General features: G+C 70.3%; 10 protein-coding genes. 5 read left to right on the top strand and 5 right to left on the bottom strand.

The window, feature by feature from the left end; translation table 11 throughout:
- Window positions 1-121 precede the first annotated feature (121 nt).
- Window positions 122-2401: a LuxR C-terminal-related transcriptional regulator gene (locus tag ACIHAX_RS14070; protein WP_397277666.1), complete on the top strand. Its 2280-nt coding sequence runs from the start codon at window positions 122-124 to the stop codon at window positions 2399-2401.
- 20 nt (window positions 2402-2421) lie between these two features.
- Here ACIHAX_RS14070 and ACIHAX_RS14065 read toward each other — a convergent pair whose 3' ends face one another.
- From ACIHAX_RS14065 to ACIHAX_RS14055, 3 genes are all read right to left on the bottom strand, one after another.
- A complete protein-coding gene (locus tag ACIHAX_RS14065) occupies window positions 2422-3276 on the bottom strand; it encodes an alpha/beta fold hydrolase (RefSeq protein ID WP_397277664.1) in 855 nt (284 codons plus the stop codon).
- Entirely contained in the window at window positions 3276-4439 is a 1164-nt protein-coding gene (gene hsaA / locus ACIHAX_RS14060; protein ID WP_355075442.1) for a 3-hydroxy-9,10-secoandrosta-1,3,5(10)-triene-9,17-dione monooxygenase oxygenase subunit, read from the bottom strand. The genes ACIHAX_RS14065 and hsaA overlap by 1 nt, the downstream gene beginning before the upstream one ends.
- Before the next feature lie 96 nt (window positions 4440-4535).
- Window positions 4536-6017: an FAD-dependent oxidoreductase gene (locus ACIHAX_RS14055; RefSeq protein ID WP_397277662.1), complete on the bottom strand. Its 1482-nt coding sequence runs from the start codon at window positions 6015-6017 to the stop codon at window positions 4536-4538.
- Between the two features lie 163 nt (window positions 6018-6180).
- Here ACIHAX_RS14055 and ACIHAX_RS14050 point away from each other — a divergent pair, with 163 nt between their 5' ends.
- From ACIHAX_RS14050 to ACIHAX_RS14040, 3 genes are all read left to right on the top strand, one after another.
- The gene (locus ACIHAX_RS14050; RefSeq protein WP_397277660.1) at window positions 6181-8577 is read left to right on the top strand and encodes a PEP-utilizing enzyme; all 2397 of its coding nucleotides are present in this window, start codon (window positions 6181-6183) and stop codon (window positions 8575-8577) included.
- A gap of 80 nt (window positions 8578-8657) precedes the next feature.
- Window positions 8658-9563, top strand: a complete 906-nt coding sequence (locus ACIHAX_RS14045; protein ID WP_364436777.1) for a tyrosine-protein phosphatase — start codon at window positions 8658-8660, stop codon at window positions 9561-9563.
- Between the two features lie 335 nt (window positions 9564-9898).
- Window positions 9899-10099, top strand: coding sequence for a hypothetical protein (locus tag ACIHAX_RS14040; RefSeq protein WP_364436780.1), 201 nt, complete (start codon window positions 9899-9901; stop codon window positions 10097-10099).
- A gap of 46 nt (window positions 10100-10145) precedes the next feature.
- Here the strand turns inward: ACIHAX_RS14040 and ACIHAX_RS14035 are convergent, their stop codons facing one another.
- Together ACIHAX_RS14035 and ACIHAX_RS14030 are read right to left on the bottom strand one after the other, a co-directional pair.
- Window positions 10146-10931 carry a tyrosine-protein phosphatase gene (locus tag ACIHAX_RS14035; protein WP_364436783.1) on the bottom strand — a complete coding sequence of 262 codons (786 nt, stop codon included), beginning with the start codon at window positions 10929-10931 and terminating at the stop codon, window positions 10146-10148.
- Complete coding sequence (locus ACIHAX_RS14030; protein ID WP_397277658.1) at window positions 10921-13083, bottom strand: pyruvate, phosphate dikinase; 2163 nt, start codon at window positions 13081-13083, stop codon at window positions 10921-10923. Before ACIHAX_RS14030 ends, ACIHAX_RS14035 begins: the two co-directional genes overlap by 11 nt.
- 366 nt (window positions 13084-13449) lie before the next feature.
- Between ACIHAX_RS14030 and ACIHAX_RS14025 the strand changes: the two genes are divergently transcribed.
- Window positions 13450-15036: a FadD3 family acyl-CoA ligase gene (locus ACIHAX_RS14025; protein ID WP_397277656.1), complete on the top strand. Its 1587-nt coding sequence runs from the start codon at window positions 13450-13452 to the stop codon at window positions 15034-15036.
- Window positions 15037-15204 lie beyond the last annotated feature (168 nt).

The raw sequence follows: 15204 nt of genomic DNA, 5'->3' as shown, positions 1-15204 counted from the left end.
CCTCCGCGGTCACCGGAACGCCGCCGATCCTGCGCGTGCCGGGCCCGCGGGCACGTTCATCGGAGTTGAATTTGTCCAGAACGCTCTTCCGCGCCCCGCGCGGTACCTAGGGTTGACACCCATGGCGCGGCGTCCCATCGGCAACCTCCCTGCCGAGGTCACCAGCTTCGTCGGGCGCCGGGAGGAACTCGCCGCCGCGAAGCGGCTGCTGCCCACGACACGCGTGCTGACCCTGCTCGGTCCGGGCGGCGTCGGCAAGACCCGGCTGTCCCGCCAAGTCGGCGTCGCGGTCGCACGCGCGTTCCCGGACGGGGTGTGGCTGGTCGAGCTGGCCGACGTCCAGGACCCGGATCTGGTCACGGTGACCGTCGCGGAGGCCCTCGCGTTGCGCGATGACACGGCGGCGCCGCTGCGGCGGCTCACCGACTTCCTCGCGGCCAAGCGGCTGCTGCTGATCTTGGACAACTGCGAGCACCTGATCGACGCCTGCGCGCGGCTGGTGGGCAGGATCGTGGCCACCACCTCGGAGGTCCGCGTGCTGGCGACCAGCCGGGAGGTGCTGGGAGTGCAGGGCGAACAGGTCATGCCCGTCGCGCCCTTGCCGCTACCGGACGCGGGGACCACCGACAGCGATGCGATGCGACTGCTCGCCGAGCGGGCCGGCGCCGCCAACCCCGGCTTCGCGGCCACCCCCGCGAATCGCGATGCGCTGGCCGCGATCTGCCGCCGGCTGGACGGCATTCCGCTCGCGTTGGAGCTGGCCGCGTTGCGGTTCCGCGTGTTCACTCCGGAACAGATCCTCACCCGGCTCGACGACACCATGGGCCTGCTCAGCGCGGGACCGCGACTCGCGCCGGAACGACAGCAGACCATCGAGGGCGCGATCCGCTGGAGCTACGACCTGTGCATCCCGGCCGAACAGCGCTTGTGGGAGCAGCTGTCGGTGTTCTCCGGCGGCTTCGACATCGACGCCGCCGAAGCCGTGTGCCTGCCCGCACCGAACGGGCGCACGGTGATCGACGCGCTGACCGGCCTGGTCGACAAGTCGGTGCTGAGTCTGCGCTACGACGGCGATGTCGGGCGGTACTCGATGCTGGAGCCGATCCGGCAGTTCGCCCGCGACCGGCTGGCCGAGCGGGGCGAGGAGCCCGAGGTGCGCGGCCGCCACCGCGATCATTACCGGCGGCTGGCACTGCGCGGCCGCACCGCGTATTGGAGTTCCGATGACGTCGCCTGGTTCCGCGAACTGAACCGCGAGCACGCGAATCTGCGCGCGGCGCTACAGTTCAGCCTGACCGACGCACCCGAGTCGGCGCTCGAGATGGCGGCGGTGCTGCGGCCGTTCTGGGAGCACAATCGCTTCCTCACCGAGGGCTACCGATGGCTGACCGACGCGCTGGCGAGGTCGAGCGAACCGACCGAGCTGCGCGCACGCGGGCTGTCCGCGGCGGCCTCGCTCGCGGCGTTGCTGTCCGATCGCGGGTCGGCGCGCCAGTTGGTGGACGAATGCGTTGCCCTGGCGCGCCGGGTCAATGCCCCCGACATCCTCGCGGAGGCGATGCTCGATTCGGCGCTGCTCGCCTTCAACGACGGCGACACCGCTCGCGCGCTCGAATTGGCCGAGACCGCCACGCATCTGGCAGCCGAATGCGGCCATCACGCGATGGAGATGGACAGCCTCGCGTTCGCGTTCGTGTGCGCGCTGGTGCTCGCCGACGAACGCTCGACCGCCTTCGCCGAGCGGCTGCTGAAGGTCACCACAGAGCGCGGACCGTATCTGCTCGGCGGGCTGGCGCAGTGGTCGATGGGGCTGGATCATTGGCGGCGCGGCGATCAGCGTGCCGCGACCGGATATCTCGCCCGCTCCGTCGAGATGTTCAGCCTGTTCGACCGATGCGTCTGGCTCGCCTCCGGATTCGAAGGGCTGGCGTGGTCGGCGGTCGCGCGCGCCGACTTCGAGCGAGCCGCCCGTCTGCTCGGCGCCGCGGAGATCCTGGCGCGCAGCACGGTACGCCTCGCCCACGCCATCACCGGCGTACTCGGTGACAGGATGCGTGGTCGCGTGCGAGAAGAACTGGGCGAGCGGAAGTTCGAGGAGATCTTCGACAGCGGCGCGACGCTGTCGCTGAGCGAGGCGATCGATTACGCGCTGGGACGCGCGCCCGCCACGGCGCGACCGCCGCAGGCCGCTCCGGTCGAGGCACAGGCGGCGGACGTCCTCACACGCCGGGAGAAGGACGTCGCCCGGCTGGTGGCGGCGGGGCACAGCAACAAACGCATCGCCGCCGAGCTGGTGATCTCGGTGCGCACCGCCGAGACCCACGTCGAGCACATTCTCACCAAGCTCGGTTTCACCTCCCGAACCCAGATCGCGGGGTGGGTCCGCGATCACGAGGTGTGATCGACGCGGGCGGCGGGCGGTCAGAGACCGGCGGTGAGAAAATCGACGACCGCGCGCTCGAACGCCGACTTGCGTTCGATCTGCACCCAATGACCACACCGGGCGAAGACGCGCAGATCCGCGTTCGGGATCTGCCGTGCCGGGAACAACGCCGCCTCCACCGGTGTCACCCGGTCGTCACGCCCCCACAGGATCTGCGTCTCGGCGCGCAGGCCGCGCAGCCGGGCCCACAGCGGAACCGGTTCTGCGAGAGCGGGATCGGCGAAGGTCGCGTACGCGTCGCGCAGCGCGGCGATAGCGGCGGGATCGGAGGCAGCGGCCGACCGGGTCTCGATCAACTCCTCGGTGAGGGTCGCCGGATCCGACACCATGGCACGCAGCCAGGGCAGCAGCCGTTCCCGGGTGGGAGCGGCGCTGAACTCCAGCAAGCGCGTGATGCCTTCGGACGGCTCGGGCCCCAGCACGTTCACCCCGACGCCGCCGGGCGCCATCAGCACCAGCCGATCGACCCGGTCGGGATGTTCCAGCGCCAGTAGCGTCGCGACCGCGCCACCCATCGAATTGCCGAGCAGGTGCACCCGTTCCAGGTGGAGGTCATCGAGCAGGCCCAGCACCGCGTCGGCGGAGATGCGCAGATAGTTGCGTTCGTACACCGGCGGGCGGCCACTGGCGCCGAAGCCAGGCTGATCCACGATCAGACAACGGAAACGCTCGGCCAGCACCGGCAGGTTGGCGCCGAAGTTGGCCCATCCCGAGACGCCCGGTCCGGAGCCGTGCAACAGCACCAGCGGCGCGCCCGACCCCGCTTCGTGGTAGCGCAGTTCCAGCCCGCCCGTCGTGCTCCGGCGCGTGGTGTTCTCCGCGGTGAGCGTCATCAGATCATCCGATCCGTGACCGGCAGGCCGAACGCGTCCCGGCCGTACAGGACCAGCGCGCGCTCCACGTCGTTGATCACGTGCACGCTCCCGGCGTGCGCGTCACGCCAGTGCCGTTCGATCGGATTGGGTTTGCGGATCGCATGACCGCCGGAGTTGTCGAACAGCAGGTCGATGGCCTCGATGGCGCGTTCGGTGCCGCGCACCTGGTCGCGGCGGCTGCGGACCCGCAGTTCGAGAGGGATCTCCTCCCCCGCCTCGGCGTAGCGCAGTTGTTCGCCGATGTTGCGCTCCATCTGCAGGACGGCGGCGTCGATCTCGGAGGCGGCGCGAGCGACGCGGACGTGCGCGAACGGATCCTCGGCGGCCTTCTGCCCGCCGTAGGAGATCCGCACCCGCTCGCGCATGCGCTCGATGTGCGCTTCGTACGCGCCTTGGGCGGCGCCGATGATGGGTGCGGTGATGGTGTTGGAGAACACCGCGCCGAACGAAATCCGGTATAGCGCAGCGGTATTGACCTCCTGTCCGGGTCCGCGCAGCTCGGCCTGCTCACTCGCGCTGTAGGTCCGGTGGGCGGGTACGAACGCCTTCTCGATGACGATGTCGTTGCTGCCGGTGCCGGACAGCCCCGACACGTGCCAGACGTCCTCGATGCGGTAATCGGCACGCGGCACCAGAACGGTCAGATACTCCGCTCCGCCTTCGTCGTTCGGCACGACCGCGCCCAGGAAGGCCCAGCGGGCGTGATCGCACCCGGAGGAGAAGCTCCACCGACCACTGATCTCGAAGCCGCCCTCGACCGGTGTCAGCTTGCCGGTCGGCGCGTACGACGACGAGACCAGTGTGTCCGGATCGGCGCTCCAGACGTCCTCCTGTGCCCGCAGCGGAAACAACGCCAGTTGCCACGGGTGCGCGCCCAGCACCGAGGACACCCAGGCCGTGGACGGGCAGGCGGTCGCGATGGCGCGGATCACCTCGTAGAACGCGACCGGTGAGGATTCGTCGCCGCCGAAACGGGACGGCTGCAGCATGCGGAACACCCCGGCCTCGGTCAGCTCCCGGATGCTCTGGTCGGGCACTCTGCGCTGCAGTTCGGCGTCGGCGGCTCGCTCCCGGATCGCGGGCAGCAGATCCCGTACCCGATCGAGCACCTTGTTGGTCATATGCGGTAGTCCTCCTGGTAGTGCCGTCTTTCGACGCTAGGCCGTGCGGCGCCGTCCGGTCCGATCCATCCCGATGACCGGAACCCGCCGTCCGGATCAGCTGGTGCGGGCCGCGGCGGTACCTGCGCGGCGGCCGAAGAAGGTGCCGTCGCCGAGCGAAGTGCCGCTGATGTAGCCCTCGCCGTGCAGGTTGCTCGCGGCACGGCCCGCGGCGAACAGACCGGGGATCGGGGCGCCGTCGACATCGAGTACGGCGCCGTCGAGCGAGGTGTGCAGACCACCGAGGGTGAACACGGACGCACCGGTCCCACGGCGATCACCGGATTCCGACGGTGGCCGCACCCCCGCCCGCACGTCGATCGCGGCGAGCGGCGGCGTGAGGGGCCGCACCCAGCGCGGCGCTTTCCCGAACTCGGGATCCACCCCGCGCGAGGCGAAGTCGTTGTACCGGCGGACGGTGTCGGCCAGCGCGGCCGCCGGTACGCCCATCAGGTCGGCGAGTTCCTCGGCGGTCTCCGCCACATGGGTCGGCTGCACACCCCACCGCTGTGGTTCCGGCACTTCCTCGAAGGCTCGTTCGTCCAGCACGACCCAGGTCCGCATGCCGTGCCGGAACAGCGCCGCCTGGCCGATCCGGCCGGGATAGGTGTCCTCGTTGACGAACCGCTGCCCGTGCCCGTTGACCACCATGCCGCGCGCGGCGAGGCCGGGAACGAGCGAGATGCCGACCTGGCCCGTGGACATGTGCCGCACGGCCGCGCCGAGCGCCTGCGCCATCCGGATCCCGCTTCCGTCGTCGGTGCCCGCGCTGACCTTGGTGTGCCCCAGCAGTTTCGGTGCGTGAGCGGCGAGCATGGCGTCATTGTCCACGAATCCGCCGGTGGTCAGCACGACGCCGCGACGTGCCCGGATGGTCAGCTCGGTGCCGTACCGCCGGGCCACCACACCGACGACGGTGCCGTCGGCCGCCAGGACCAGGCAGGTCGCCCTGGTATCGAAAAGCGCTGTCGCGCCGGCGGATCGCGCGGCCTCGGCCAGACAGTCCATGAGCAGCTTGCCGCCGAAGTCGGCGGCGGCCGGGCGATGCCCGCGGGGCGCGGGATCGGCGAGGTCGGAGAACGGCTTGCTGTTCTCTCCCAGCCACATCAGCCCGTCATCCGTCGGCGGTACCCACGTCGGCGCGTCCCACAGTGTGGGCTTGAACGGCACGCCGCGGTCGGCGAGCCAGTGGAAGTGCGCGACGCTGTCCTCGCTGTAGCGAGAGATCTTGGCCGAATCCGCCCCCGGACCGAGCGCGGCGGACAGGAACGCGGCCATCGCTCCCGGGTCGTCGTCGAATCCGCAGGCCCGCTGGATCGGTGTGCCGCCGCCGAGATAGATCTCACCGCCCGAGAGGGCGGATGCGCCGCCGGGACCGCTCATCCGATCCAGCACCAGCACCTGCGCGCCGCTCGCCGCCGCCTCGAATGCCGCCGCCGCTCCGGCGCATCCGTAACCGACCACCAGCACATCGGTCTCGAGGTCGTAGGCGCGCACGTCGGCGGCCTCCCGAGGCGCGACCGAATACCGATCACTCATGGGGTCGACCTTCCCGCGCCGGTCGCGATGGCGGGCCGCCCGTCTTGGTGAGCGACCCGCCGGTCCCGTTCATCGGGACTGTGGTCGGCCGCAGGCTCGCCGTATGGCGATGGTGTGTGAACGGCGTCACGTCTGTATGGGCGCCAGCGAGGAGGAAGATTTCATGCGGGTCCTGGTCACCGGAGTTTCCGATCCGACCGGTCGCGCGGTGGCGCGCATGCTGCTGGCCGCGGGCCACGACGTGGTCGGGCTGGACCGCGCGCGGCACCGGTACGTCGACCCTCGGGTCGAGGTGATCACCGGTGACCCCGCCGAGCCCGCGTTGTGCGCACGGGCTATCGCCGACTGCGCGTCGGTAGTGCATCTGGGCGGTTCGCTCGCCGCCATCGCGACGGCGACCCGAGCGGCCGGGGCGCGAATCGTCGTTCCGGTGGTCGCGGGGCCGGAATCGATCGCCGAGGACGTCGTGCGGTCCAGCGGGGCGGCGGCGTTGATCGTGCGCACCGCGCCGGTCGCGGGCAGGCGCGTCGATGGCGCGAGTTGGCGAATCCTGCGCGGGCTGCTCGGTTCCCGCCGAGCGGGCGGATTCCAGGTGCTGCACACCGACGACTTCGAACGTTTCCTGGTGCTGGCCGCGCAATCCGAGCGCACCGGCCTGGTCGAACTGGCCGCGCCCGGGGTGGTCTCGAGTGCGGACGCGCATCGCATCCGCCAGGCGGCCCGAACACGGAAGTCGCGGCGGACGTCCGGCACGCCACCGCAGGTGGATTCGAGGGTGGCACGCGACGAATGGGGATTCCGGTGCGGCTGGACCGCGTCCGAAGTGGCGGCCGACATCGTCCGCGGACTGACCGGTCGCAGACTCGACGGCGACGAGTTCGTCGCCGGGCCCGGCGCCATCCCGCTGCCCGGCTACCTGATACCCACCCGCGCGGCCACCTCGGACGGACACGCGCTGGTGTCGGTCGCGCCGGAAGGTCTCGAGGGCGAGTTCGACGATCGTGTCGACCCGGCCTATCCGGTGCACACCGCGACCAATACATCCGAGGCGCTGCCCGGACCGCTCACCCCGCTGACGGTGGATCTCCAAGCGGGCGCTATCCGGCTGGCCAATGCCGCGATGGGCACCATGATCGCGCTCGACGGCATCGCGCTGGAGCACTGGACCAGCCGGGTCACCACGGTGCTCGGGCACCACATCTACATCAACGCCTCCATCGGCGTGCTGGCCGCGGAGAATATGCCGGGCTGGGACGAGCAGAGCATCCGCCGCGACGTCTACGGCAACATCCCGCCCGAGATCTCGCTGACCCCGCACGGCAAGCCACCCACACCGACGGGATTCGCCAGTACCCGCGCCACCTGGCGCGCGGCGGGCCGGGTGCTGCGCACCGCGCTGCGCTACCGCGAGACCACCGACGGCATCAATGCCGCCGCGCATCAGGAATCCCTTGGCGCCGCGGCGATTCGCGAGCTCACCGATGAACAACTGCACGCCCGCGCCCTGCTGTGGCGGGATCGGCTGAATCAGTCCTGGGCGGCGGCGTCCATCGGGGTGATGATGACCGGCGCGGCCACCGCCATCCACTCCCGCGGCAAGGAAGCGGCGACCGTGCCCATCGATCTGGAGCGGTTGGAGTCGGCCAGGACCATGCTCGCGGTGGAACGGCTCGCCGCCTTGTGCCGGGCCGACACCGCGTTGCACGACGCGGCGCACGCGGGCGACGTCACCGCGGCGCGGACGATCTCCCCGGCGTTCGCCACCGCGCTGGAGGAGGAGCTGCGGCGGATCGGACATCGCGGACCGGGCGAGTGCGAGCTGCTCAACCCGACCTTCGGCGACCGGCCGGAGCTGCTGGTGACCGCCGCCGCACGCGCCGCTCGGATGCCCGCGCCCAAGCGGGAACCGGTCGACCCGGCGCCGAGCCGCACCGCACGGATGGCGGCAGGAGCGACGATGGCGCGCGAACGCGTCCGCGACGCCGTGGTCCGGTACACCCACTGCCTGCGCCTCGCCGTGCGAGAGCGCGCGGAACGGCTGATCCGGCAGGGGCTGCTACAGCAGGCCGAGGACGCCTGCTTTCTCACGCTCGACGAAATCCTCTGGGCGCCAGCCGATCTGACCGAACGAATAGCACGCCGCCGAGCCGAGCTGAGCCGGTTGCGCGGCGTCCGCATGCCGGATGTGATCGCAGGTGACTGGGAGCCGCTGCCGAACGCGGACGCGTTGACGCCCGGAGACGGCCTGACCGGCATCGGGGTATGCCCCGGCGTCGTGGAAGGCACGGTGAAACGCGTCCTGTCCCTCGACGACGACATCGAGCCGGGCGACATCCTGGTGGCATCGGTCACCGACACCGGCCACACGGCGATGTTCGCCTACGCCGCCGCGGTGGTCACCGACATCGGCGGCTCCGCCTCGCACGCGGCCATCGTGGCCCGGGAATTCGGCATCCCCTGCGTCGTGGACACCAAGACCGCCAGCACCCGGCTGGCCGATGGGCAACGGGTGCGGGTCGACGGGGCGGCCGGCACGGTCACCCTGCTCGCCGACGCCTGAGCCGTGGCCGGGTTCGCACACTCCGGCCCACTTGCCGGCTCGGCGTCGCCGGGCCGCGACTCTATGGAAGGAATGAGCCAGTGACGATTTCGCGTGTTGTTCGCGGGGCGGTGACCGGTGTCGCCGCCGCATTGATCGCCGTGTTCCCGTCCACCACCACCGCATTGGCGGGGCCCGGACTGGTGCACACTGTGCACGACCGCTCCATGCAGTTGTCGTCGGCGCCGAATGCGCGGGACATCGGTGACTATCCCACCCAGGGCAACGGCAAACTCCGTACCGGCGTGGTGTTCCGCACCGACGCCCTGGACAAACTCACCGCCGCCGACCAGCAGAAGCTGGTCACGTCGGGCATCACCGCGGTGATCGATTTCCGCAGCCCGAACGAGTCCGGGGCCAACCCCGACAAGCTTCCGGCGTCGATTCCCGCGCTCGCGCGTCCGGTGTACGACCCTGGCAACGACTTCTACCTGATGGTGGGCAAGGCGGTGCAGGGCGGTCCCGCCGTGCAGCAGCAGATGTTCGGCGACGGCAAGGCCGCGGGCATCATGCGCGACTACTACCGCTGGCTGGTCACCGACGCCGCGGCTCGCGCGCAGTTCGGGGCCGCCATCCGGGACATCGTGAACGCGAACGGACCCGTGTTGTTCCATTGCACCGCGGGCAAGGACCGCACCGGTTGGATGACCGCGATCTTGATGACGGCGCTCGGTGTGCCGAAAGGCCAGGTGTACAAGGACTATCTGGAATCGAACGACAACCTGGCCGCGAGCAACAAGACGACGATGGACGGGCTGGTGGCCAAGGGGCTGGTCACCGATCCGGCGCTGTTCGATCCGATCCTCGGCGTGCGCGCCGAATACCTCGACGCTGCTTTCGACCAGGCCGCCGCGTCCTTCGGATCGTTCGACCGGTTCGTCACCGACGGACTCGGCGTCGACGGTGCCACGCTGGAAGCGCTGAAAGCCGAACTGTTGCCGCGGTAGTCGACGACCGGAGCGGGTCGGGTGGATCGTGATCCACCCGACCCGCTCAGTCGTTTCGGGACCCACCGGACGACCGCGCCGCTGAGCGGATGCGGGTCACGAATTCGCGCTCGAGGATCGGGCCGCCGTCAGCACGCAGAGGTGTCCGCCGGACCCATAATCACCCTCCGGTGGCATGCGGCATCAACCGACCGCCCGACGGGGTGTGCGACTTTCGGCACAGCGGACTTACTTCTGAATGGCGATGTTTCCAGCGCGGTGGGTGGCGACACTGGAACCACGCCGGTCGGGGAATCGCTACGGCGTCGGCGTCCAGTCGAGTGAGGAGTCGATCAGTGACACAGCAGGAGTGGCGCGGGACGGTCGTGAAGAAGTCGCGTGGGTTGCTGGACGGCGCGAATCTGTATCGGCGCTTGCACGTCCGGTTGCAGGATGGCAGCACGATGAAGATCCGCGTGGACCGCACGTTGTGGAAGGTGCTGGAGGTCGGCGACTCGGTGATCAAGCGGGCCGGAGCCGACCCGGTCAAGGACTGACCTGCCGGAGCGGCTCGGTGAGCGCGCCGGACCGGGCCGCGATGTCCTATTCCGGCGCGATCAGCACGGCACGCAGTCGTGCCAGCTCCCCTGTGGTGAGCCCGCAGGCCAGCAACCACTCGGCCGCGCCGCCGTGGTCCGCGGACAGTTTCGCGAGAAAACGCCGCATCACTTCGGCCTCGACGCCGAGAATGCCGGTGCTGACCGGGGGCAGCCCCGTGTAGGACGGAAGCGCGTCGAGCCGGTCACGGACCCGGTGCATGCGTTCGCCGGTCAGGGCGTAATCGGCCGCGATCGCCTCCGGCGGCACGCCCACCGCGTCCAGGAGCACCGCTGCGAGCACTCCGGTGCGATCCTTGCCCGCGGCGCAGTGGAACAGCACCGAGTGGTGGCCTGCGTCGATGACGAGCCGGACCGCCGCGACGATGGACTCGGCGCTGCCCGCCAGCAGCTTGTCGTACAAGTCGACCAGATCCACCCGGCTCGAGTCGGGGACCAGATCTCGTGCGGCGAGCGAGGATTGCGGCGATTTCCGCACCGGGAGGCAGACCCGCCGGACGTCGGCGGTGGCCAGCAGGCCGTAGCCCTCGCGCTCCACCTCGTCGGGCAGCCGGAGATCGATCAGCGTGCGCAGACCGATCGGTCCGAGCAGCTTCGCCATGTCGGACTCGGTGAGATTCTGCGGCGTGCTGGAACGGTAGACGACGCCGAAACGGGTTGTGCCGCCGTTCTGCACGGGCAACCCGCCCAGGTCGCGGACGTTGTCGATCTGGGCGAACTCGACCCACCGGTCACCGGGCACGGTGGCTTCGCCCGTGCTGTCAGTGGGCACGGCCGGCCGCCGCCTCGTCGGCGCGGCTCAGGCCGCACAGTCCGATCAGGTCTTCGTGCAACTCGAACCACACGGTGTGGTAGCTGTCGAGCACCGGCCGTGCGACCCAAGCGTGGTCACCATCGGCGATCCGCTCGACGGCGTGTGCGAAGCGGACGCGGTACCGTGCCAGCCGGGGCGCGACGTCGCCGATCCGCCGCAGCAGCGGCTGCACGGCGCCGTGCAGGTCGGTCAGCCGGGTCAGCACCGCACCGTCGTAGTCGGCGTCGGCATGATCGTTGACGGTGGCCGGGTCCTTCATCTGCCAGGCGGTGACGACTTCTTTCAAAACCCCGTTGAAATCACAGAATTCGGCGTAGACAGAGGCGATCGCGGCACGGTCGACGGTCCGTCGCTCCGCCGCCAGCAGGCCGTCCAGGTGCTGTCTGCCCTCGGGTGTGAGCCGCACTCCGATCGGTGTCGCGGCGCACCATCCCGCGGTTACCAGCTGTTCGCATCGAGCGGCGACCGTCTCGGCAGACGCAGCTACGCCCGCGGCCAGCGCGTCATGGGCGGCCCGGCCTTTGATCCCGATCAGCCGCAGCAAATCGAGGTCGGGAATATCCGTCACGGTCGCCGGGGATGCCACATCTACTTTCACCGAGACATCGGTCGCGCGCGCGTCGAGCCACGCCGCCAACCGGTCGGCGTCGGTGCCCGCCCACCCGGCCAATCGGCCGACGTCCGCGAGGGTGTTCGCATCGACGGGTTTGCCTTCGACCCGGCCCGGCCAGACGCTGCCCGCACCGCCGTCCACGGTCACCACCTGACCGGCGAGGGCCGCGACGACGCCGGGGCCGCAACCGACCACGCACGGCCTGCCGAGCTCGCGACCGACCAGCGCGGCATGCGAAGTGGCTCCGCCCAATTCGGTGACGATCGCCCGGGCGGCGATCATGCCGTGCAGGTCGTCGGGGCTGGTGGTCGGGCGGACGAGGATCACGTCCTCGCCCGTCTCCGCCCTACGCTCGGCCTCGTGCGGATCAGTGACGACGACACCCGAGGCCAGGCCCGGACACGCCGCTTCGCCGCGTGCGAGCGGTGTCCCGGTGTACTCCCCGGTCGCCGGGCGCAGCACGGTGCGCACCTGGTCGGCGGTGACCCGGTTCAGCGCCTCGTCGGTGCCGATGAGCCCTTCCTCGGCCATCGCGACCGCGGCACGCACCGCCGCCCGCGCCGAGCGCTTGGCCGACCGCGACTGCAACAGCCACAGGGTGCCGGACTCGACGGTGAATTCGATGTCCTGGATATCGCGACCGTCGCGTTCCAGCAGGTCGGCCGCCGCGATGAGTTCGGCGTGCACCTGCGGTGACAGCGTCGCCAGTTCGTCGAGCGGCCGGGGAGTGGTCCGGCCGGACACCACGTCCTCACCCTGTCCGCCCACCAGCCACTCGCCGAACGTCGCGCGCTCTCCGGTGTTCGGGTTGCGGCTGAACAGCACACCGGTACCGGACTTCTCGTCGAGATTGCCGAACACCATGGCTTGCACCGTCACCGCCGTGCCGAGGCTTGCGGACACGCCGCGATTGCGCCGATACGTCTGCGCCCGGGGCGAATCCCAGGACCGGAACACCGCACTGATGGCCGCCCGCAACTGCTCCCAGGGGTCCTCCGGCACCGCACCGGCGGGATCACCCAGCACCGTTTCGCGATACTGGGTACGGAACCGCTCCCGCGTATCGGCCGCGTAGCCCGGGTTCCCGGTCTCCGCCGCCAGCGCTCGCTCGACCGCCTCGTTCATGCCGAGGTTGAGTACCGTGTCCATCATCCCCGGCATGCTCACCGCCGCGCCCGAGCGGACCGACACCAGCAGCGGGCGGGTGCCGGATCCGAAGATGCGGCCGGTGCCGCGCTCCACAGCGGCGATGCCCGCCCGGACACCGTGCCAGATGTCCTCGCCGATCTCCCCGCGCGCGGAGAAGTCGGCCCAGCCCTCGACGGTGATCACGAACGCGGGCGGCACCGAGAGGCCGAGCGCGCGCATGCGGTTGACGCTCCACGCCTTGCCGCCGATGCGTTCCCGGGACAGCGAACAGGCGCCGTCGAGTTCGACGACCGGCCCCGCGCCCGCTGCCTCGTCGTTTCGCTCCACTAGCTCTGCTCCGGCCGTCATGTCACTCCTTGGCAATCACTGAACGTTCCGCGCCTCAGCGCGATTCGGATCTCGTACACCGGGCCGTGCGCGGGGCGAACCGCGGCGCACACACCTGTCGCTCGTTTCGAGCCTGCCGTGCCACTGGTCACCTGCCGTACCCGTGGTCCCGCTGAGCAGGACCAGCGATCCCGCGTGAGCCGACCGGATGGCGGCATGCCGGTCGTCGCCGCCCTCGACCGCTCGACGTGCCATATGGCGACCGCGCCGGTACCGATGGGCGATCCGCGGTACCTGCGAACTCCTGACCGGGAGAGAATTCCCGGTCAGCGGGATGTTCGGCGGCGATCGGTCCGAAGCGAACGACTGGTACGGCACGATCGCGGCATGGATCGACGGCGCGCGGCGACCGGTGAGCTCGCGACCATTCCGGCGGTACTGGCCGACCGGGCACGGCGGCACGGCGCGCGGATCGCGGTGGTGGCGCCGGAGGGTCAGCTCACCTACGCCGAACTCGCCGTCGCGGCGCGGCGGGTCACACGGGCGTTGCTGGCACGATCGGTGCGGCCCGGCGATCGGGTGGCGATCTGGGCGCCCAACACCGCGCGATGGGTGACCGCCGCGCTCGGCGTGCTCGGTGCGGGCGCGACGCTCGTCCCGATCAGTACTCGGCTGCGCGGTCGCGAGGCGGCCGACATCCTCGCTCGCGGCCGGTGCCGCATGTTGCTCACCGTGGCCGGATTCCTCGGCACCGACTACCCGGGGATGCTGCGGGAGTCGGGGTGCGCGCTGCCGGAGTTGCACACCACCGTCGTGCTCGACGACACCGCCGCGGAACTCTCGTGGTCCCGATTTCTCGCACTCGGCGCCGAAGTTCCCGTCGCGGACGCCGACGCGCGGATCGCGTCCGTGGACCCGGAGTCGGTCTCCGACATCCTGTTCACCTCCGGCACCACGGGAGTGCCGAAAGGCGTGCCGTCCACCCACCGGCAGACGATCGAGGCGTTCAGCCGTTGGGCCGATGCGGTCACTCTCTCCGGCGACGACAGGTATCTGCTGGTGAACCCGTTCTCCCACACCTTCGGCTACAAGGCCGGGATCATCGCGTGCCTGTTACGCGGCGCCACCATGGTGCCGGTGGACCGATTCGATCCGCAGCGTGTGTTCAGCGCCATCGAGCGCGAGCGGATCACCGTGCTGACCGGCCCACCGACCCTCTTCCACGACCTGCTCACGCACCGACGCGCCGCCCACGATCTGAGTTCCCTGCGGCTGGCGGGCACGGGTGGTTCGAGCGTGCCGACCGAATTGGTGGAGCGGATCCGCTGTGAACTGGGTGCCGAGAACATCTTCACCGGGTACGGACTGACCGAGTCGACCGGCGTCGCCACGATGTGCGCACCCGATGCACCGGCGCACCTCCTGGCGCACACCGTAGGAAAAGCGCTGCCCGGCACGCTGATTCGGGTTGTGGACGATTCCGGGCGACGGGTGCGGGCGGGTGAGCCCGGCGAGATCGTGATTTCCGGTCCCAACGTGATGCACGGTTACCTCGACGACCCCGCAGCGACAACAGCGGCCATCGATTCCGGCGGCTGGTTGCACACCGGCGATATCGGCACCCTCGACACCAACGGCTACCTGCGCATCGCCGACCGCCGCGCGGACATGTTCATCGTGGGCGGGTTCAACGTCCACCCCGCCGAGATCGAGCGAATCCTCCTCGACCATCCCGAGATCGCGGAAGCCGCAGTAGTCGGTGTCCCCGACGCTCGTCTCGGCGAAGTCGGCCACGCCTTCGTCGTCCCCGACGGCCCCGTCGAAATCGACCCGACAGAGATCCTCGCCTGGGCCCGGACCCGTATCGCCGGTTACAAGGCCCCGCGTCGCATCGAGGTCGTAGCGGCACTACCTCGAAACGCTGCAGGCAAGGTCCTCAAACGGGTCCTGCGTTCGCAGGGTGCCCAGCCCTGAGTACTTCCCGGCCTCTACCCCGGTGATCGCCTCCCGGGCCGCCGGTGAACCTGTAGGCGACCCCAATTCACCGTTGCACCACCCCCCACACGGCAGGATAGCTATATGGGTCAGGAGACCGCTGCATCGCCTCTTGGAGCGCCACCGTCTCGAGCCCGTTCCATTGCC

The organism is Nocardia sp. NPDC051929, assembly GCF_044548645.1.
Lineage (GTDB): Bacteria > Actinomycetota > Actinomycetes > Mycobacteriales > Mycobacteriaceae > Nocardia > Nocardia sichangensis.
The sequence above is the reverse complement of the archived record's forward strand: the minus strand, read 5'-3'. Positions and strand labels throughout refer to the sequence as shown.